This window comes from Streptomyces sp. NPDC101178 (genome assembly GCF_044767965.1).
Taxonomy (GTDB): domain Bacteria; phylum Actinomycetota; class Actinomycetes; order Streptomycetales; family Streptomycetaceae; genus Streptomyces.
In genome coordinates this window covers 441,680-460,948 of sequence record NZ_JBIWOZ010000007.1, presented here as the reverse complement: position 1 = coordinate 460,948, position 19,269 = coordinate 441,680, and the positions used below count along the sequence as shown (strand labels likewise).

Genomic DNA, 19,269 nt, shown 5'->3' with positions numbered 1-19,269 from the left:
GTCGTGCCCGGCGTCTTCTCAGCGGCAGAGCAGGGCCGCCTTCAGATCCAGCTTGTGGTCGAGGCGGCCCAGGTCGCGGCCGGTGAGCAGCTCCACCCGCTGGATGCGGTAGTGCACGGTGTTGACGTGCAGATGCAGGGCCTCGGACGTCCGCGCCCAGGACCCGTGGTGCGTCAGGAAGGTGTCGAGGGTCTCCAGGAGCATGCGGTGGGAGGGGTTCGTGGCATCGGCGAGCGGGCCCAGGGCGTGGATGCCGAAGGCCGTCCGTACGTCGGTGGGCACGCCCGCGAGCAGGGCGTCCAGGGTCGTGAGGTCGTCGATCGCGGTGAGGTTCGCGCTGTCCGCCCGCCCCGCCGCCGTCAGCGCGTAACGGGCCTGCACCAAAGCCCCGGTGAGGTCCGCCGGCGTCACGGCCGTGGTGCTGATGCCTCCGTACGGAAGCACGGCTTCGTCGCAGGCGTGCAGCGTGGGCCAGAGCTGCTTGAGAGCCGGGACCACGTCCTCGGGCGAGCCGGAATCCGCCGCGATCACCGCCACCGCCGGCCCTCCGGCCAGGTTCCCCGTCACGGACCGGTGGCCCGCGAGATGGCGCACCGCCTCCCTCAGCGCCTCCGCCGCGCCGTCCCCGGCCGCCGCCCCTAGGGAGATGGCCATCACCGTGTACGGCCCGTGTTCCGGCAGACCGCAGCCGCGCAGAGCCGCAGCGAGCGGCGCGGGACGCGAACCGGAACCGGGCCCCGGTGTGTCCAGCAGCCCCAGCAGCTCCATGGCAGGACCGCCGCCCGCGGCCTCGCGTCGCAGCACCCCCTGCCGGTACTGCGCGAACACCTCGGCTATCTCGTGCAGCATCCGCGGTGGCACGTCCACCGCCCCCGGCAGATGCAGGAACCACTGCCCGTACGGGGACGCGTCCGGGTCCACGCGCAAGGCGCCCTTCAGCCGACCCGCCGCCTCCGCCGCCGGCAGGGCCCGGGCGCCCGGTGTACGGGCGATCGTGCGCCCGGTGGCGCTGAGCACGTAACAGGGCGGCGTCCCCAGGCGCTCGACCGCCCGGGCGAGCAGCGTGTCCGCGGCCGCGCCGTCCGCGAGGAGCCGGCTGAGCTCACCCCGTACGTTCTCCGGCAGCGCGTAGGGGACGGCGGCCGGACGCCGGCTGAGGTCACCCCACTGCCGCAGGTACACGGCGTCGGTGATCGCCCGGAAGGAGGTGTGCACCGGCACCGAGAGGAGCGCGACCCCGTGGCGGCGGCAGGCGTCGACCAGCACCTCCGGTACCGTCCCGTGCGTCTCCTCGCCCGCCAGCAGCGCGGCCGCACCGGCATCCCGCAGCGCCGCGACGAACCGGTCCGCCGTCCCCTCCTCGTCCGCCGCGCTCCACCACACCAGGCCGCTGAGCACGATCTCACCCCGCTGGAGGAAGCGCCCCGGGTCCTCCAGATCGGTCGCGGTCACCCCGCTGATCTCCCGCGCGAGGAGCGGCGGCCCGCCCCAGAGCAGGGTGAGGTCCAGGGACTCCAGCCGGAGGAGGTCTTCGACGTGCATGGGCGGTCTCCTTGCGGGGCTGCCGGGCACCACACCCGGCATCTCACATTCACGAGGTCAATGCGAGTCACTGCATCGTAAATGCAAGGCTGGAGCAGACAAACACCTCTTGGTTGATCCTCCAGTGTTACGTCTGGGGGCTGGTGTATTTCCGTACGGTGAACCAGTCGTGCGGGCCCCTGTCGCGCGGCTTCACTGGCGGGCATGGACCTCAACACGGTGCTCGATGTGCGAGATGCCCGCAGCCCCGCCCCTTGGCGGCCGGGCGACGCCTGGCTCAGCGGGGGCACCTACCTGTTCTCCGAGCCGCAGCCGAGGCTGCGGCGGCTGGTGGACCTGAGCCGGATGGGCTGGGAGCCGGTGCGCGAGCTGCCGGACGGCTCGCTGGAACTCGCGGCGACCTGCACGATCGCTCAGCTCTCCCGGTTCGGGAAGACCTGGCGCGCGCCGGCGGCGCCCCTCGTCGAGCAGTGCTGCCGGGCCTTCCTCGCCTCGTTCAAGATCTGGAACATGGCGACCGTCGGCGGCAACCTCTGCAACGCCCTGCCCGCCGGGCCGATGATCTCGCTCACCGCCGCCCTGGACGGCAGCTGCCTGCTCCGCGCCCAGGACGGCTCGCTGCGCCGCGTGAAGGTGGCGGACTTCGTCACCGGCGCGGGCCGCAGGGACCTCGCCGAGGGCGAACTCCTGCGCTCGATCACCCTGCCCGCCCGCGCCCTGGCGTCCCGTACGGCGTTCCGCCAGGCGTCCCTGTACGGGCTCGGGCGCTCGGGGGTGCTGGTCATCGGGGTGCTGGACCCGGTCGACGGGTCGCTGGCCGTGACGGTGAGCGCGGCGACGGTCCGGCCGTTCCGCTTCTGGTTCCCGCTGTCCCCGGACCGGGACACGCTGGGCGACACGGTCGACTCCACGATCGGCGCCGACGACTGGTTCGACGACATCCACGGACTGCCCGCGTGGCGACGGCACATGGCGTTGCGCTTCGCGGAGGAGATCCGCCGCGAACTGAGCACGCGGGCCACGGCGACCTCGGGGGAGACGGCATGAATCACGGCATCCACATCAACGGCCGCCCCTTCCAGGACGAGCCCCGCGCCGGCCAGTGCCTGCGCACCTATCTCCGCGAACGCGGCTGGTTCGGCGTGAAGAAGGGCTGCGACGCCGGGGACTGCGGCGCGTGCACGGTCCACGTCGACGGGGAGCCGGTGCACAGCTGCCTCTACCTCGCCGTACGGGCTAACGGGCGGGCCGTCACCACGGTGGAGGGGCTGGCGGACGAGGGCGGTGAACTCCACCCGGTACAGCGGAAGTTCCTGGACGCGCAGGGGTTCCAGTGCGGCTTCTGCACCGCCGGGTACCTGATGACCACGGCCGCCCTGGACGCCGAGCAACTCGACGACCTACCCCGGGCGTTCAAGGGCAACATCTGCCGCTGCACCGGCTACCGGGCCATCGAGGACGCGGTGCGCGGGGTACGGCACACCGAGGAGCCGGACGCCGGACGGGCCGTCGGCCGCAACCTCGGTGCTCCGGCCGGGCCCCAGGTGGTGACGGGCACCGCGCGGTACACCTTCGACATCGACGTCCCCGGCCTCCTCCACATGAAGCTCCTGCGCTCCCCGCACCCGCACGCCCGCATCCTTGCCATCGACACGGCCGCCGCTCTCCGCGTCCCGGGCGTCCACCTGGTCCTCACCCACCACGACGCCCCGGAACGGCTCTACTCCACCGCCCGTCACGAGCACCCCACCGAGGACCCCGACGACACCCGGCTGCTCGACGACACCGTCCGCTACATCGGCCAGCGCGTCGCGGCCGTGGTCGCCGACAGCGAGGCGGCGGCCGAGGAGGGGTGCCGCCGCATCGAGGTGACGTACGAGCAACTCCCGTACGTCACCGACCCGGAGGAGGCGATGGCCCCCGGCGCACCGGTCGTCCACGACAAGGGCCCCGAGTCGCGCATCGCCCGTCCCGAGAACAACGTCGTCGGTGAGGTCCACGGCGAGATCGGCTCGGTGGAGGAGGGGTTCGCCGAGGCCGACGTCGTGTACGAGGAGACCTTCCGCACCCAGCGGGTCCAGCACGCCAGCCTGGAGACACACGGAGCGGTCGCCTGGTACGAGAGGGGGGAGGACGGCGAGGAACGCCTCACCGTGCGTTCCAGCACCCAGACCCCCTTCCTCACCCGCCGCGCCCTGTGCGCCCTGTTCGACCTGGAGTTGAAGCAGGTACGGGTGCTGGCGGGCCGGGTCGGCGGCGGCTTCGGCGGAAAGCAGGAGATGATCGTCGAGGACATCGTGGCGCTCGCCGTGATGCGGCTGCGCCGCCCGGTCAAGCTGGAGTACACCCGCGCCGAGCAGTTCTACGGGGCGACCACCCGCCACCCCTTCACCATCGGCGTCCGCGCGGGCGCCCGGTCGGACGGCACGCTCACCGCCCTCCAGGTGCGGGTGGTGTCCAACACGGGCGCGTACGGCAACCACGGTCCGGCCGTGATGTTCCACAGCGTCGGCGAGTCGATGGCCGTCTACCGCGCCCCGCACAAGAAGGTGAACGCCTACTCCGTCTACACCAACTCCGTTCCGGCGGGCGCCTTTCGCGGCTACGGCCTCGGCCAGGTCGTCTTCGCGGTCGAGTCGGTGATGGACGAACTGGCCCGGCGCACGGGCGTCGACCCCCTGGTCTTCCGAGAGGTGAACATCATCGGCCCCGGCGAGCACATGATCAGCCCCGGCGGCGAGGAGGAGGACCTGGAGATCGCCAGCTACGGACTCGACCAGTGCCTCCAGGTCGTACGGGACGCGATCCAGGAGCACGGGGACGAGGGTGACGTGCCGGACGGGTGGCTCGTCGGCCAGGGCACCGGGATGTCGATGATCGCCACCGGACCGCCCGGCGGCCACTTCGCGGACGCCACGGTGAAGTTGCTCCAGGACGGCACGTACGACATCGCCGTCGGCACTGCCGAGTTCGGCAACGGTACGACCACCGTCCACCAGCAGATCACCGCGGGCGCGCTCTCCACGACCGTCGACCGGATCGCGATCCGCCAGTCGGACACGGACGTGGTCCGGCACGACACGGGCGCCTTCGGTTCGGCGGGGACGGTGGTGGCGGGCAAGGCGGTGATGAAGGCCGCCGAGGCCCTCGCCGTACAACTTCTGGATTTCGCGGCGGGGTGTCTGGGAGCGGCGGCGCCGGGGGAGTGCCGGCTGACGGCGGACGCGGTGGAGTGCGCCGGGCGCGTGGTCAGCCTGAAGGAGCTGTTCCAGGCCGCCCGCGCGGCCGGGCGCGAACTGTCGGCGGACGGGCACTGGGGTGGTTCGCCGCGCTCGGTGGCGTTCAACGCGCAGTGGTTCCGGCTGGCGGTGGATCCGGGCACGGGGGAGATCCGCATCCTGCGCAGCGTCCACGCCGCCGACGCGGGCAAGGTGATGAACCCGATGCAGTGCCGGGGGCAGGTGGAGGGCGGGGTGGCGCAGGCGCTCGGCGCGACCCTCTTCGAGAACGTACGGCTCGACGAGCGCGGCGAGGTGACCACGGCCGCGTTCCGCCGCTACCGGCTGCCGCAGTACGCCGATGTGCCGCGTACCGAGGTGCACTTCATGGAGACCTCGGACGCGATCGGCCCGCTGGGCGCCAAGTCGATGAGCGAGAGCCCGTTCAACCCGGTCGCCCCGGCCTTCGCCAACGCGCTGCGCGATGCCACGGGGATCAGGTTCACCGAGCTGCCGCTGACGCGGGACCGGGTGTGGCTGGCGCTGGACGCGGCTGCGAGGGGCTGACGATCACTTCCGGGGGGCGGGGCGCCGACGGGTCGGCCGGCCCCCGCGCCCCCGGCAGGTCCGGCGTCGCGCAGCGGGGCGGGAGGTCGGGGGTGAGCAGTGATCGTGCCTGTGCCTGTGCCTGTGCCTGTGCTGGTGTGCGTGGTCGGGTCATGGGTCCCACCTGCCGTGCCGGCGGGAGTCCGGACGGGCTCCTACCAGTGATTCGGAGCCGTACGGCAAGGGGATTGGGCCCGGCCCGCACAGGACTCGGTCCGTACCGAGGCTCAGCCCACGTCGAGGATCTCGCCCATCAGCCGGGTCGGTGCGAGCACCGCCCTTCCGGGGTGATTCAAGGAGGGCTCGGAGAGGGGGGAGGGGAGGGGGCGTCGAGGGCACCTGTACGTTTAGCTTAGGCTTGCCTAACTCTCACTCGCTCGTCCAACCATGAGGAACACCCATGCTCGACTTCACCCGCGTGCGTCGTCACACTCTTGCCGCTTCGGCCACCGCCGTCGCCCTCGCCGTCGTCCTGGCCGGCTGCTCCTCGGACTCCGACAGCGGCAAAGACTCGGCGAAGGACGCGGGGAAGAGCGCAGGCGCCTTCCCCGTCTCGATCAAGAGCTCCCTCGGCACCGCGAAGATCGACGAGAAGCCCGAGCGCATCGTCACCCTCGGCCAGGGCTCCGCCGAGACCGCGATAGCCCTCGGCCAGACCCCGGTCGGCATCGAGAGCTACCCGTGGGGCAGCGACAAGTCCGGCTACCTGCCGTGGATCGACGAGGCCGTGAAGAAGTCCGGCGACAAGCTCCCCAAGCAGTTCGCGGGCGGCGAGGAGATCGACTTCGAGGCCATCACCGAGCTGGAGCCGGACGTGATCCTCGCCCCGTGGTCGGGCATCACGCAGAAGCAGTACGACGTCCTCAAGGACATCGCCCCCACGGTCGCCTACCCGGACCAGGCGTGGAGCACCGACTGGGACCAGCAGATCGACATCATCGGCAAGGCGCTCGGCCGGACGAAGGACACCGACGCCCTCAAGACGAAGATCGAGAAGCAGCTCGCCGACGCCGCGGCCACCCGGCCGAACTACAAGGACGTCACCTTCTCCTACATCTACAACTCCGGCCCCGGCACCCTCGGTGTCTTCAAGCCCGAGGAGCAGCGCGTCAAGATGGTCTCCTCGCTCGGCCTGAAGGTCGACCCGGTCGTCAACGGCTTCAAGGAGACGCCCGGCACCGACTCCGCCCTCATCGGCCTGGAGAACGCCGAGAAGCTGAAGGACAGCGACGTGGTCTTCACGTTCTACACGGACGCGAAGAACCGCAAGGAGATCGAGGGCCAGAAGCTGTACGGCGCGATCCCCGCGATCAAGAAGGGCGCCGTCGTCGCGAGCAACGACAACTCCTTCGTCACCGCCTCCTCGATCATCAACCCGCTGACCGTGCCGTGGACGATCGAGCGCTACCTGCCGATCATCGACGAGGCCGTCAAGAAGGCCGGCGAGTAACCCCGGCCGGGTATCCGAACCGCCGAAGCCACCAGGCACACTCCACTCCCATGGCAACCACCACGGTCGCACCGCCGAGCGGCGCCGGTACCTCGCGTACCGGCGCCGCCCGGACGGCGTTCCTCCTGCTCGCGGCGGTCGCGGCGCTGGCGGTCGCGCTCTGCGCGAGCGTCATGTTCGGCAGCCGCTCCACCTCGTTCGGCGATGTCCTCGGCGTCCTCGGCGGAACCGCCGACGACAACGTCACCGCGATCATCGAGAGCCGCTACCCCCGCACCGCCCTCGGCGTCCTCGCCGGACTCTGCCTCGCGGTCGCCGGAACGCTCATGCAGGGCGTTTCGCGCAACCCGCTGGCCGAACCGGGCCTCCTCGGCATCAACGCCGGCGCCTCCGCGAGCATCGTCGCCGCGACCGCCTGGTTCGGCGCCTCCGGGGCCACCGACACCATGTGGTGGGCGCTGCCCGGAGCGCTGGTCGCCGGGGTGCTCGTCCACGTCATCGGCTCCGCCGGTACGGGCACGAGCGTGGTGCGCCTGGTGCTCGCCGGGGCGGTGCTCACCGCCGTACTGATGGCGTTCATCCAGGCGGTGACCCTCAGCAAGCCCCAGGTCTTCGACAGCTACCGCTACTGGGTCGTCGGGGCGCTCGGCGGGCGGGATTTCGACGTGTTCTGGTCCGTCCTGCCCTTCGCCGGCACCGGCCTCCTCCTCGCGCTGGCCCTCGGCCCCGGCCTCAACGCCCTGGCCCTCGGCGACGCGACCGCCGTGGCCCTCGGCTCGCACCCGGCGCGCACCCGGGGCGGCGGGCTCCTCGCCGCCACGCTGCTCAGCGCCGCCGCGACCGCCGCCGTCGGCCCGATCGCCTTCGTCGGCCTCGCCGTACCGCACGTCGTACGGGCCCTGGTCGGCGTCGACTTCCGGGTCCAGCTCCTCTTCTCCGCGCTGCTGGGGCCGAGCCTGCTGCTCCTCGCGGACGTGGTGGGCCGGACCGTCATGCGCCCCACCGAACTGATGGTCGGCGTCGTCACCGCGTTCATCGGCGCACCCGCGCTGCTCATCGCCGTACGCAGGATGCGGGGCACGACATGACCGTCACCGAACCCCTTCGCAGGCCCGTCAAGGCCCCGCGCGGCTATCTGGTCGTCGGCCGCACCGTGGCGCTACCGATGCGCCGCGCCTCCGTCCTCGCCGGCGCCGGGCTCCTCGTCCTCCTCCTCACCGCCGCCGTGGCCGCGCTCACCTGGGGCCGCCTCGGCCTCGACCTCGCCGACCTGCCGGCGGCGCTCCTCGGAGACGCGGAGGGCAAGGACCGCTTCGTCTTCAACCGGCTGCGCGGCCCCCGCCTCACCGTCGCCATCGGGGTCGGCGCGGCGCTCGGCCTCTCCGGCGCGCTCTTCCAGTCCGTCACCCGCAACCCGCTCGGCAGCCCCGATGTCATCGGCCTCTCCGCCGGAGCAGGCGCGGGCGCCGCGATCTGCGCGCTGATGTTCCCCGACACCGTGCCCGTCGCCGTCGGCGCGCTCATCGGCGCGGTCGCCGCGATGGGCCTCGTGTACGTGTCCACCGGCACCGGCTTCCGCAACCCGGCCCGGCTCGTCATCGCCGGTATCGGGGTCGCCGCGATGGGCGCCGCCGTCACCCAGTACGTCGTCTACGCCCTGGAACGCGACAAAGCCTCCGTTCTCACCGCGTACGTCAACGGCAGCCTCACCGCCCGGTCCTGGACCGACGCCACCACCATCTGGCTGGTCCTCCTCGCCGTCGCTCCGCTGACCGCGCTGATCTCCCGGCGGCTCGACATCGGCGAAATGGGCGACGACATCGCCGAAGGGCTCGGCTCCGAGCCGAAGAAGGCCAAGACGCTCGCCGTTGTCCTCGCCATCGCCCTCTCGGCGGCCGCCGTCAGCGTCTCCGGACCCATCGCCTTCATCGCCCTGACGGCCCCGCAGATCGCCCGGCGCCTCACCCGCGGATCCGGCCCCCACCTGCTGCTCTCCGGCCTCACGGGCGGCCTGCTGCTGGTGGCCGCCGACCTCTGCGCCCAGCAGCTGCCCCTCTTCGAGGACCTGCCGGTCGGGATCTACACCATGGCCATCGGCGGCGCGTACCTCGGCTATCTGCTGATACGCGAGTGGCGCCGGGGAGTGCTGTGACGGCACGGCCCTCTCCGCGCCGCGAAGACGCCGGAGGCCAGGCCGAGACCATGGCGACGGGTGCCGGAGACGATGACGACTGGTCACGTACAGGTTCGTCGACCATACTGCCCGCCGTGGAGCAGAGCATAGATTCGAACAAGAAGCCCGAGTTCGCCGCAGGCACCGACCCGGCGTTCATCCCCCTCCCCGGCCTGGCGGCGCCCGCCACGGCCCGGAAGACCGAACCGGAAGCGGAGGCCGAACCGAAGACGGACGCGGAGCGCGACGACGACGCGCCCGCAGCGGCGGCCGGAGAAGCTCCCGAGGCCGAGGCCGAGGCCGAGACCGGGACCGGGACCGAGACGGATGCGGCGGCCGAAGAGGCGGAAGCGGAACCGGAAGCGGCCGAGGACGGTCCGGTCTTCGAGATCAGCGACCGGCGCGGCTCGATCCGGGTGGCCCGGGAAGGCATCCGGTTCACGCTGGACGACCAGGAGGCCGACTTCGACTGGGCCGAGATCGGCGCGGTGGAGACGCACCCGGCCCGCTTCGGCCGCCGGTTCACCGTGACCGTGCACCTGTCGACCCGGCGCTGGTTCAACGCCGAGGTCGAGGCGGCGAGCCGGACGCAGCTCAAGGAGTGGCCGGCCGAGCTGGACGCCGCCCTGGACGCCTACTTCGAGGAGTCCTGACCGGGCTGCCGCGTCCCGGACACCATCCCGTGCGCCGGGTGGTGTCCGGGAACCGCTGGTGCCGGAAGGCGTGCCGGGGCGGGCGGCGCCGGAGGGGGCCTGGGACGGACGGCGCCGGGGCGTGATTCCGTACGGGCCGGCGCCGGAGCCTTGTTCCGTACGGGCCGGCGCCGGGCGTCACTCGCCGCGCGCGGGGTCCTTGCGGCCCCGGACACGCTTCACGACCCACCAGGCCGCCGCCAGCACGACCAGCCCGAGCACGACCTTGGACATGAGTCCCACGTACGTCCCGACCACGTCCCAGCTGTCGCCGAGCCAGTAACCCGCCAGCACCAGCACGGTGTTCCACACCAGGCTGCCCGCGGTCGTCAGCGCGACGAACTTCGGCAGCGGCATGCGCTCCACACCCGCGGGCACCGAGATCAGGCTCCGGAAGACCGGCACCATCCGGCCCAGCAGGACCGCCTTCGTGCCGTGCCGCGCGAACCACTCCTCCGTACGCTCCAGGTCCGACGCCTTGACCAGTGGCAGCTTGGCCCACAGCGCGTGCATCCGCTCCCGCCCGAACACGGCCCCGAGCCCGTACAGCGCCACCGCCCCGACCACCGAGCCGAGCGTCGTCCAGAACAGCGCGGAGGCCAGGCTGAGCACGCCCTGCGCCGCCGCGAACCCGGTCAGCGGCAGGATGACCTCGCTCGGCAGCGGGGGGAACAGGTTCTCCAGCGCGATGGCGAGACCGGCACCCGGCCCGCCGAGCGTCTCGACCAGCCCGGTGGCCCACCCCGCGATCCCGCCCTGCGGCTCCTCGGCAGCGACTGACAGTGCGAGGTGCATGAAGGCTCTCCGGCGTGGGGGTGTCGGGTGAGTGGAGGGGAGATGACCGCCTCCTGCCGCCCATCCTCCCTCAGGCCTGGTCGGGCACCACCGGCCGGGTCGGCTGACCGAGCGCGTCCGGGTCGAGGGCGTGGGGCGCGTGGGGTGCGGGCCCGGTAGCCCGGCGCCTGTGCGACGCTTGCGGCGGTCCGGCCACCGGCGACCGCGTTCCCGGGAAGCGCGGAGCCCGGCACCGGACGGCGAAGGAGGCGCACGTGGCCAGGGACGCCCGGTGGGACGCGCTGCTGGAACTGGTCGGCAAGCACGGCAGGGTGGAGGTCGAGGAGGCGGCGGCCGCGCTCGCCGTGTCGGCCGCGACCATCCGCCGCGACCTGGACCAGCTCGCCGAACAGCACCTGCTCACCCGCACCCGGGGCGGAGCGGTCGCGCACGGTGTCTCGTACGAGTTGGCGCTCCGCTACAAGACCGGCCGCCACGCCCCTGAGAAGCAGGCCATCGGCCGCGCGGTCTCCGGTCTGGTCGCCGTCGGCGAGGTGGTCGGTCTGACCGGCGGTACGACGGTGACGGAGGTGGCCCGCGCGCTGGCGGTCCGGCCCGACATCGTCGGCGAGACACCGGTGGCGGGCGGTCAGCCCACGCTCACCGTGGTGACCAACGCGCTCAACATCGCGAGCGAGCTGGCGATCCGGCCGCAGATCAAGATGGTCGTCACCGGCGGCGTGGCCCGGCCGCAGTCGTACGAACTGACCGGCCCGCTGGCCGTCGGCGTGATGAACGAGATCACGCTCGACGTCGCCGTCCTCGGGGTCAACGCCATCGACCTGGAGCGCGGCGCCTACGTCCACCACGAGGGCGAGGCCAGCGTCAACCGGCTCCTCGCGGAGCGGGCGCAGCGGGTGGTGGTCGCCGCCGACTCCTCGAAGATCGGCAGGCGGGCCTTCGCCCGGGTCTGCGATCTCGGCCTGGTCGACGTGCTGGTCACCGACGCGCACATCACGGCGGAGGCGAAGGACCGGTTCGGCGAGGCGGGCGTCCAGGTCATCACGGTGTGAGGGCTCGGAGCGGTCCTGAGAGCTCGGTGTGAGTGACTCGATCCGGCCGTTCGCCGTGTCGTTGGTACGCCGAACGGGTGAGGGACGAGAGGATTGGCCGATGAACAGTGAGTGCAGCCGGCGCACATGCGACCGGCTCGATGACGGGGTGGCCGTGTGAGCAGGTACGACCGGTACGACAGATATGACGCCACCGACGAACAGTGGGAGGGGCTCGCCCAGGTCGTACCCCTGCGCGGCCGCGACGAGTGGCCGTCCCGTATCGACCACCGCACGGTTCCGGACGAGCGGGCGGCCGAGCAGCGACGCCTGGTCGTGCTGCGGGTGCAGGTCTTCGCGGACGCGCGCGAGGTCGCGGAGTACCTGGTCGCCCAGGTTCCGGTGCTGCTCGACCTGACGGCCGCCGAGACGGATGTGGCCAAGCGGATTCTCGACTTCAGCAGTGGCGTGGTTTTCGGGCTCGGCAGCGGGATGCACCGCGTCGACCGGAACGTCTTCCTGCTGGCTCCGGAGGGCATGGAGGTCGAGGGGGTCACCCCGGCGGGGCTCGCCCAGTCGTAGTCCCCTTCGTTTCCCGCCTCTCCTCGTCGGCCTCGTCGGCCTCGCCGCCGGACGCCCGCTCCGCTCGTGGGCGTCCGGGGCGGCGGTGGTAGACCTGGGACCGTGACAGAACTCGATGTGGCAGAACTCCAGCGGCGGCTGGCCGCGTTCGCGGCGGCCCGGGACTGGGGTCAGTACCACACCCCGAAGAATCTGGTGGCCGCGCTCAGTGTCGAGGCCTCCGAACTGCTCGAGATCTTCCAGTGGCTGACGCCCGAACAGTCCGCCCGGATCATGGACGAGCCCGAAGCGGCACACCGTGTGGCCGACGAGGTGGCCGACGTCCTCGCCTATCTCCTCCAGTTCTGCGAGGTGCTCTCCATCGATCCGCTGGAGGCGCTGGCGGCCAAGATGGACCGGAACGAGCGGCGCTTCCCCGTCCCGAGCCCTCCGGAACACCAGGATCGTCACTCTTCGGAGTGATCAAGTTATCCACAATCGATTTTGTGTCCACAGATTTCCGATTTCCTCTGGCCTTACGGTGCCATCTACCTCACTGTGGGTAATGAAAGAGGTGAGCGGGTTTTCGTGATGACGGGGGAAACGCATGGAAGCGGAGCGACTCATCGAGACTGGGCGGCGGTCCCTGGCGGAGAGCCGGGGCGCGCTGGAGGTGATGGCGGAGGCCTGGCAGGCGCAGGCCCTCGCGCGGACGGTCGGCAGCAGGCTGGCCCTGTTCGGCCCGATGGAGTTACGGGGAGAGGCGCGGGCTCTCGGTGAGATCGACGGCGGCTGCGCGGCGCCGGACCACCCGGCGGCCCTCGGGCGGGGCGCACGGGCGGCGCAGCTCACCGGGATCGCGGATGTGCGGACGGCGCTGACCGGGCTGGCCCTGCTTCTCGGCGAGGCCGGGATCGCGCTGGTCTCGGTGGCCTGCGACACGGGCGAGGACGGGCTGTACTGGCAGTGCATCGAGGCCATGGACGCGGCCGACGAGTCGCTGGACCGGGTGCACGGGCTGCTGAGACGGCTGGCCGAGCGGGAGAAGGAGCGCGAGCGCCCCTACGGCGGGATACGCGGCCCCGCCCCCTCGGCGGCGGGGCCCTGAGGAAGAGGAGCCACCGAAGGGGCAGGATGGGTGCATGGATCTTCGAATCTTCACCGAGCCCCAGCAAGGGGCCGACTACGACACCCTGCTCACCATCGCCAAGGCCACCGAGGACCTCGGCTTCGACGCCTTCTACCGCTCCGACCACTACCTCCGCATGGGCTCGGGCGACGGTCTGCCGGGCCCGACCGACGCCTGGATCACCCTGGCCGGCCTCGCCCGCGAGACCCGGCGGATCCGGCTCGGCACGCTGATGACGGCGGGCACGTTCCGGCTCCCCGGTGTGCTCGCCATCCAGGTGGCGCAGGTCGACCAGATGTCCGGCGGCCGGGTCGAACTGGGTCTGGGTGCGGGCTGGTTCGAGGAGGAGCACAAGGCCTACGGCATCCCGTTCCCGAAGGAGAAGTTCGGCCGGCTGGAGGAGCAGCTGGCGATCGTCACCGGCCTGTGGGCGACGGAGGTCGGCAAGACCTTCAGCTACGACGGCACCTATTACCAGCTCACCGACTCACCCGCGCTGCCGAAGCCGGCCCAGGCCAAGGTGCCCGTCCTGATCGGCGGCCACGGCGCGACCCGCACCCCGCGTCTCGCCGCGCAGTACGCGGACGAGTTCAACATCCCCTTCGCCTCGCTGGAGGACAGCGAGAAGCAGTTCGGCCGGGTCAGGGCGGCGGCGAAGGCGATCGGGCGCGACCCGGAGGACCTGGTGTACTCCAACGCCCTGGTCGTCTGCGCCGGCAAGGACGACGCGGAGGTGGCCCGGCGGGCGGCGGCCATCGGCCGGGACGTGGAGGAGCTGAAGGCCAACGGGCTGGCCGGTTCCCCCGCCGAGGTGGTCGACAAGATCGGCCGGTACGCGGCGATCGGCTCGTCCCGGCTCTACCTCCAGGTCCTCGACCTTGACGACCTGGACCACCTGGAGCTGATCTCCTCGCAGATCCAGTCCCAGCTGACCTGACTCGTTTTTCCGAACGGACACCGGACGACGGAGGAGGAGATGGCCGTGAGCCCCGGCCGTACGCTCGCCGAAGCGCTGGAGGAAGGGCCCGTCCTGCTGGACGGAGGCCTCTCCAACCAGCTGGAGGCACAGGGGTGCGACCTCTCCGACGCACTCTGGTCGGCCCGGCTGCTGGCCGACGCGCCGGAACAGGTCGAGGCCGCCCACCTGGCGTATCTGCGCGCCGGAGCGCAGGTGCTCATCACGGCCAGCTATCAGGCCACGTACGAGGGGTTCGCGCGCCACGGGGCCGGCCCGGAGCGGACCGGGGCGCTGCTCGCCCACAGCGTGGAGCTGGCCCGGCGGGCGGCCGGCGCGGCCCGCCGGGCCGACCCCGGACGGGAGGTCTGGGTCGCCGCATCGGTCGGCCCGTACGGGGCGATGCTCGCGGACGGCAGCGAGTACCGCGGGCGGTACGGGCTGACCGCCGCGGAGCTGGAGCGCTTCCACCGTCCCCGGGTGGTGGCGCTCGCCGAGGCGGGGCCCGACATCCTGGCGGTGGAGACCGTGCCCGATCTGGCCGAGGCCGAGGCGGTGGTGCGGGTGGCGGAGGAGACCGGGCTGCCTCTCTGGCTCTCGTACAGCGTGGCGGGTGGCCGGACACGTGCCGGTCAGCCGTTGGAGGAGGCGTTCGCGGTGGCCGCCGGGCGGGAGGCGGTGGTGGCGGTCGGGGTCAACTGCTGCGATCCGGCAGAGGCGGAGGAGGCGGTGCGGCTGGCGGTGGAGGTCACGGGCAAGCCCGCCGTGGTCTACCCGAACAGCGGGGAGGGCTGGGACGCGGAAGGCAGGGGGTGGACCGGGCGGTCCACGTTCGACCCGGAGCGGGTGCGGGCCTGGACGGGGGCCGGGGCGCGGCTCGTCGGCGGCTGCTGCCGGGTCGGTCCCGAGCGGATCAGGGAGCTGGCGGCGCTGCTGGAGCGCTGAGCCGGGAGCACCGAAAATGCCTGGTGGGGGGCGGAGGATGGAGACCATACTCGGACAGGTGTTCCTGACGATCAGTACGACCGGCACCCTCGAACGCCCCGCCACGGACCTCGGCTTCCTGCTGCACAAGCATCCCGACCGGGCGCAGGCGTTCTCCACCTCGCACGGCACCGCGCACGTCTTCTACCCCGAGGCGTCCGCCGAGCGCTGCACGGCCGCACTCCTGCTGGAGGTGGACCCGGTGGCGCTGGTGCGGCGCGGCAAGGGCAAGGGCCGGGACGGTGCGCCCGACGCGGCGCTCGCGCAGTACGTCAACGACCGCCCCTACGCGGCCTCCTCGCTCCTCTCCGTCGCCCTCGCCGCCGTCTTCAAGTCCGCGCTGGCCGGCGTCTGCCGCGCCCTGCCCGAGCGGGCCGAGGCTCCTCTGCCGCTGCGGATCGAGGTGCCCGCGCTGCCCGCCCGGGGCGGTGCGGAGCTGGTGCGCAAGCTGTTCGGGCCGCTCGGCTGGGAGCGGGTCGAGGTGGCGGAGGTGGCGCTGGACGAGCGGTTCCCGGCGTGGGGGGCCTCCCGCTACGTACGGCTGGTGGTGGAAGGGGAGTTGCGGCTGGCCGACGCGCTGCGCCAGCTCTACGTCCTGCTGCCGGTGCTGGACGACGCCAAGCACTACTGGGTCGCGCCCGACGAGGTGGACAAGCTGCTGCGGGCCGGTGAGGGCTGGCTGGCCGACCACCCCGAGCGCTCTCTGATCACCCGGCGCTACCTCTCCCACCGCTGGGGGCTGACCCGCCAGGCCGACCAGGCTCTGGAGCTGGTCCGGCTCGCGGAGTCGGACGACCTGGACGTGGAGAGCGTCGACAACGCGGTGGACGAGAGCACCGACACCGAGGAGAAGCCGGTCCCGCTCGCCGAGCACCGGCGCACCGCGATCCTCGAAGCGCTGAGCGGAGCCGGTGCGCACCGGGTGCTCGACCTGGGCTGCGGGCAGGGCCAGTTGGTGCAGGCGCTCCTCAAGGACGTGCGGTTCACCGAGATCGTCGGCGTCGACGTGTCGATGCGCGCCCTCACCATCGCCTCGCGGAGGCTGAAGCTGGACCGGATGGGAGAGCGGCAGGCGGACCGGGTCACGCTCCGGCAGGGCTCCCTCACCTATACGGACAAGCGGCTCAAGGGGTATGACGCCGCCGTGCTCAGCGAGGTCATCGAGCACCTGGACCTGGACCGGCTGCCCGCGCTGGAGTACGCGGTCTTCGGTTCGGCGCGGCCCGGCACGGTGCTCGTGACCACGCCGAACGTGGAGTACAACGTCCGCTGGGAGTCCCTCCCGGCCGGCCACGTGCGCCACGGGGACCACCGCTTCGAGTGGACCAGGGCCGAGTTCCGCCGGTGGGCGGAGAAGGTGGCCGAGCGCCACGGGTACACCGTCGCGCACCTGCCCGTCGGCCCGGACGACCCCGAGGTCGGCCCGCCCACCCAGCTGGCCGTCTTCACGCTGACCGCCACCGCGACCGACAAGAACACCGACGAGAAGAAGGAGGCGAAAGCCGCATGACGAACGACGACAGCACGACCACCGACACCACGAGCACCGACACCACGAGCACCGACGTCAGCACCCCCGGCACCGCCTCCCGCACCCTGCCCGTGACCGACCTCTCCCTCGTCGTCCTCGTCGGCGCCAGCGGATCGGGCAAGTCCACCTTCGCCCGCAGGCACTTCAAGCCCACCGAGATCGTCTCCTCGGACTTCTGCCGGGGCCTGGTCGCCGACGACGAGAACGATCAGAGCGCCAGCCGCGACGCCTTCGACGTGCTGCACTACATCGCCGGCAAGCGGCTGGAGGCCGGGCGGCTCACCGTCGTCGACGCCACCAGCGTCCAGTCCGAGAGCCGCAAGCAGCTCGTCCAGCTGGCCAGGAAGTACGACGTCCTGCCGATCGCCATCGTCCTCGACCCCCCGGAGGAGGTCTGCCTCCGGCGCAACGCGGCCCGTCCCGACCGCGCGGACATGCCCCGCCATGTCGTCCAGCGCCACCGCCGCGAGCTGCGCCGATCGCTGCGCGGCCTGGAGCGCGAAGGCTTCCGCAAGGTGCACATCCTGCGCACCGAGGAGGAGGCCGAGACCGCCGAAGTCGTCCTGGAGCGCCGCTACAACGACCTGCGCCACCTCACCGGCCCGTTCGACATCATCGGCGACATCCACGGCTGCCGCTCCGAGCTGGACACCCTGCTCGGCAAGCTCGGTTACGTGGACGGGGCCCATCCCGAAGGGCGTACGGCCGTCTTCGTCGGCGACCTCGTCGACCGGGGCCCGGACAGTCCCGGTGTGCTGCGCCGAGTCATGTCCATGGTCGCGTCGGGCAACGCCCTCTGCGTGCCGGGCAACCACGAGAACAAGCTCGGCCGCTATCTGGCGGGCCGCAAGGTCCAGCAGACCCACGGCCTCGCCGAGACCGTCGAGCAGCTGGAGCGCGAGGACGCCGAGCACCCCGAGTTCCGGCAGCAGGTGCGGGAGTTCATCGACGGTCTGGTCAGCCACTACGTGCTGGACGGCGGCAACCTGGTGGTCTGCCACGCCGGACTGCCGGAGAAGTACCACGGCCGCACCTCCGGCCGGGTCCGCTCGCACGCGCTGTACGGGGACACCACCGGCGAGACCGACGAGTTCGGCCTGCCCGTGCGCTACCCGTGGGCCGAGGACTACCGGGGCCGCGCCGCCGTGGTCTACGGCCACACCCCGGTGCCCACCACCTCCTGGATCAACAACACCATCTGCCTGGACACCGGTGTGGTCTTCGGCGGGAAGATGACCGCGCTGCGCTGGCCGGAGCGCGAACTCGTCGACGTACCGGCGGAGAAGGTCTGGTACGAGCCCACCCGGCCGCTGGCCACCGAGGCGCCCGGGGGCCGGGAGGGCAGGCCGCTGGACCTGGCCGATGTGCAGGGCCGTCGCGTCGTGGAGACCCGGCACATGGGCCGGATCGCCGTGCGCGAGGAGAACGCGGCCGCCGCGCTCGAAGTCATGAGCCGGTTCGCCGTCGACCCGCAGCTCCTCGCCTACCTCCCGCCCACCATGGCCCCCACCGCCACCTCCCGCGAGGACGGCTTCCTGGAGCACCCGGCCGAGGCGTTCGCGCAGTACCGCGAGGACGGCGTGGACCGGGTCGTGTGCGAGGAGAAGCACATGGGCTCCCGGGCCGTCGCGCTGGTCTGCAAGGACGTGGCCGCCGCCACCGCCCGCTTCGGCACGGACGGCCCCACCGGCGCGCTCTACACCCGCACCGGCCGCCCCTTCCTCGACGACCGCGTGATGACCGAGGGGGTCCTGGACCGGCTCCGCACGGCCGTCACCGCGGCCGGGCTGTGGGAGGAGTGGGACACCGACTGGGTGCTGCTCGACGCCGAGCTGATGCCGTGGTCGCTCAAGGCCGGCGGACTGCTGCGCTCGCAGTACGCCGCGGTCGGCGCGGCCTCCGGCGCGGTCTTCCCGTCCGCGCTCGCCGCGCTGGAGAGCGCCGCCGCCCGCGGTGTCGACCTCGGCGACCTCTCCGTACGGCAGCAGGGCCGGGCGGTGGACGCGGCCGCGTTCACCGAGGCTTACCGGCGGTACTGCTGGACCACCGAAGGGCTCGACGGCGTGCGGCTGGCCCCCTTCCAGATCCTCGCCGTCCAGGGCCGCTCGCTCGCCGCCGTCCCGCACGACGAGCAGCTGGCCTGGCTGGACCGTCTCGTCGAGCACGACCCGACCGGGCTGCTCCAGGTCACCCGCCGGCTCGTCGTGGACCCCACCGACGAGGCGTCCGTCCGCGCGGGTACCGACTGGTGGCTGGAGATGACCGGGCGCGGCGGCGAGGGCATGGTCGTCAAACCGCTCGGCGCGCTCGTCCGGGATGCCGAGGGCCGCCTGGTGCAGCCGGGCATCAAGGTGCGCGGCCGGGAGTATCTGCGGATCATCTACGGCCCCGAGTACACCCGCCCGGAGAATCTGGAGCGCCTGCGCTCCCGCTTCCTCGGCCACAAGCGCTCGCTCGCGCTGCGGGAGTACGCGCTCGGCCTGGAGGCGCTGGACCGGCTGGCGGACGGCGAGCCGCTCTGGCGGGTCCACGAGGCGGTCTTCGCCGTCCTGGCCCTGGAGTCGGAGCCGGTCGACCCCCGGCTCTGAGCCCGGGCCAAGCC

The 19,269-nt window shown here is 72.2% G+C and carries 16 protein-coding genes; 14 read left to right on the top strand and 2 right to left on the bottom strand.

Features of this window, described 5'->3' with window-relative positions; all coding sequences use genetic code 11:
• Positions 1-18 precede the first annotated feature (18 nt).
• Complete coding sequence (locus ACIRR8_RS22370) at positions 19-1,542, bottom strand: PucR family transcriptional regulator ligand-binding domain-containing protein (RefSeq protein ID WP_404067490.1); 1,524 nt, start codon at positions 1,540-1,542, stop codon at positions 19-21.
• 204 nt (positions 1,543-1,746) lie between these two features.
• Between ACIRR8_RS22370 and ACIRR8_RS22365 the strand changes: the two genes are divergently transcribed.
• From ACIRR8_RS22365 to ACIRR8_RS22340, 6 genes are all read left to right on the top strand, one after another.
• On the top strand, positions 1,747-2,589 hold the full coding sequence (locus tag ACIRR8_RS22365; RefSeq protein ID WP_404067487.1) for an FAD binding domain-containing protein: 843 nt from the start codon (positions 1,747-1,749) through the stop codon (positions 2,587-2,589).
• Positions 2,586-5,327 carry a molybdopterin-dependent oxidoreductase gene (locus ACIRR8_RS22360; RefSeq protein WP_404067484.1) on the top strand — a complete coding sequence of 914 codons (2,742 nt, stop codon included), beginning with the start codon at positions 2,586-2,588 and terminating at the stop codon, positions 5,325-5,327. The genes ACIRR8_RS22365 and ACIRR8_RS22360 overlap by 4 nt, the downstream gene beginning before the upstream one ends.
• Before the next feature lie 439 nt (positions 5,328-5,766).
• Positions 5,767-6,816, top strand: coding sequence for an iron-siderophore ABC transporter substrate-binding protein (locus tag ACIRR8_RS22355; RefSeq protein WP_404067482.1), 1,050 nt, complete (start codon positions 5,767-5,769; stop codon positions 6,814-6,816).
• 50 nt (positions 6,817-6,866) lie between these two features.
• Positions 6,867-7,904 (top strand): FecCD family ABC transporter permease, encoded by a 1,038-nt coding sequence (locus ACIRR8_RS22350; RefSeq protein WP_404067480.1) that lies wholly within the window; start codon positions 6,867-6,869, stop codon positions 7,902-7,904.
• On the top strand, positions 7,901-8,968 hold the full coding sequence (locus ACIRR8_RS22345) for a FecCD family ABC transporter permease (RefSeq protein WP_404067477.1): 1,068 nt from the start codon (positions 7,901-7,903) through the stop codon (positions 8,966-8,968). The genes ACIRR8_RS22350 and ACIRR8_RS22345 overlap by 4 nt, the downstream gene beginning before the upstream one ends.
• 116 nt (positions 8,969-9,084) lie before the next feature.
• A complete protein-coding gene (locus ACIRR8_RS22340) occupies positions 9,085-9,642 on the top strand; it encodes a hypothetical protein (protein ID WP_404067475.1) in 558 nt (185 codons plus the stop codon).
• 177 nt (positions 9,643-9,819) lie between these two features.
• Here the strand turns inward: ACIRR8_RS22340 and ACIRR8_RS22335 are convergent, their stop codons facing one another.
• Positions 9,820-10,476, bottom strand: a complete 657-nt coding sequence (locus tag ACIRR8_RS22335) for a DedA family protein (RefSeq protein WP_404067473.1) — start codon at positions 10,474-10,476, stop codon at positions 9,820-9,822.
• Between the two features lie 254 nt (positions 10,477-10,730).
• Here ACIRR8_RS22335 and ACIRR8_RS22330 point away from each other — a divergent pair, with 254 nt between their 5' ends.
• The 8 genes from ACIRR8_RS22330 (at position 10,731) to ACIRR8_RS22295 (ending at position 19,255) form a co-directional block, all read left to right on the top strand.
• Positions 10,731-11,528: a DeoR/GlpR family DNA-binding transcription regulator gene (locus ACIRR8_RS22330; protein ID WP_404067471.1), complete on the top strand. Its 798-nt coding sequence runs from the start codon at positions 10,731-10,733 to the stop codon at positions 11,526-11,528.
• Positions 11,529-11,684: 156 nt separating this feature from the next.
• A complete protein-coding gene (locus ACIRR8_RS22325) occupies positions 11,685-12,089 on the top strand; it encodes a cell division protein SepF (protein WP_015612061.1) in 405 nt (134 codons plus the stop codon).
• Positions 12,090-12,191: 102 nt separating this feature from the next.
• Positions 12,192-12,551, top strand: a complete 360-nt coding sequence (locus ACIRR8_RS22320; RefSeq protein WP_404067469.1) for a nucleotide pyrophosphohydrolase — start codon at positions 12,192-12,194, stop codon at positions 12,549-12,551.
• A 124-nt stretch (positions 12,552-12,675) separates the two neighbouring features.
• Positions 12,676-13,176, top strand: a complete 501-nt coding sequence (locus tag ACIRR8_RS22315; RefSeq protein ID WP_404067466.1) for a DUF6099 family protein — start codon at positions 12,676-12,678, stop codon at positions 13,174-13,176.
• 34 nt (positions 13,177-13,210) lie between these two features.
• A complete protein-coding gene (locus tag ACIRR8_RS22310) occupies positions 13,211-14,134 on the top strand; it encodes an LLM class F420-dependent oxidoreductase (protein ID WP_404067463.1) in 924 nt (307 codons plus the stop codon).
• A gap of 39 nt (positions 14,135-14,173) precedes the next feature.
• Positions 14,174-15,097 carry a homocysteine S-methyltransferase gene (mmuM, locus tag ACIRR8_RS22305; RefSeq protein WP_404067461.1) on the top strand — a complete coding sequence of 308 codons (924 nt, stop codon included), beginning with the start codon at positions 14,174-14,176 and terminating at the stop codon, positions 15,095-15,097.
• Positions 15,098-15,155: 58 nt separating this feature from the next.
• Positions 15,156-16,646, top strand: coding sequence for a 3' terminal RNA ribose 2'-O-methyltransferase Hen1 (locus ACIRR8_RS22300; protein ID WP_404067613.1), 1,491 nt, complete (start codon positions 15,156-15,158; stop codon positions 16,644-16,646).
• Positions 16,643-19,255, top strand: coding sequence for a polynucleotide kinase-phosphatase (locus tag ACIRR8_RS22295; protein WP_404067459.1), 2,613 nt, complete (start codon positions 16,643-16,645; stop codon positions 19,253-19,255). The genes ACIRR8_RS22300 and ACIRR8_RS22295 overlap by 4 nt, the downstream gene beginning before the upstream one ends.
• Positions 19,256-19,269: the final 14 nt, after the last annotated feature.

Coding starts and splice junctions, on each gene's coding strand:
- ACIRR8_RS22295 (WP_404067459.1), top strand. CDS start 16,643: ATGACGAACGACGACAGCACGACCACCGACACCACGAGCACCGACACC.
- ACIRR8_RS22355 (WP_404067482.1), top strand. CDS start 5,767: ATGCTCGACTTCACCCGCGTGCGTCGTCACACTCTTGCCGCTTCGGCC.
- ACIRR8_RS22310 (WP_404067463.1), top strand. CDS start 13,211: ATGGATCTTCGAATCTTCACCGAGCCCCAGCAAGGGGCCGACTACGAC.
- ACIRR8_RS22370 (WP_404067490.1), bottom strand. CDS start 1,542: ATGCACGTCGAAGACCTCCTCCGGCTGGAGTCCCTGGACCTCACCCTG.
- ACIRR8_RS22335 (WP_404067473.1), bottom strand. CDS start 10,476: ATGCACCTCGCACTGTCAGTCGCTGCCGAGGAGCCGCAGGGCGGGATC.
- ACIRR8_RS22345 (WP_404067477.1), top strand. CDS start 7,901: ATGACCGTCACCGAACCCCTTCGCAGGCCCGTCAAGGCCCCGCGCGGC.
- ACIRR8_RS22365 (WP_404067487.1), top strand. CDS start 1,747: ATGGACCTCAACACGGTGCTCGATGTGCGAGATGCCCGCAGCCCCGCC.
- mmuM (WP_404067461.1), top strand. CDS start 14,174: ATGGCCGTGAGCCCCGGCCGTACGCTCGCCGAAGCGCTGGAGGAAGGG.
- ACIRR8_RS22315 (WP_404067466.1), top strand. CDS start 12,676: ATGGAAGCGGAGCGACTCATCGAGACTGGGCGGCGGTCCCTGGCGGAG.
- ACIRR8_RS22350 (WP_404067480.1), top strand. CDS start 6,867: ATGGCAACCACCACGGTCGCACCGCCGAGCGGCGCCGGTACCTCGCGT.
- ACIRR8_RS22360 (WP_404067484.1), top strand. CDS start 2,586: ATGAATCACGGCATCCACATCAACGGCCGCCCCTTCCAGGACGAGCCC.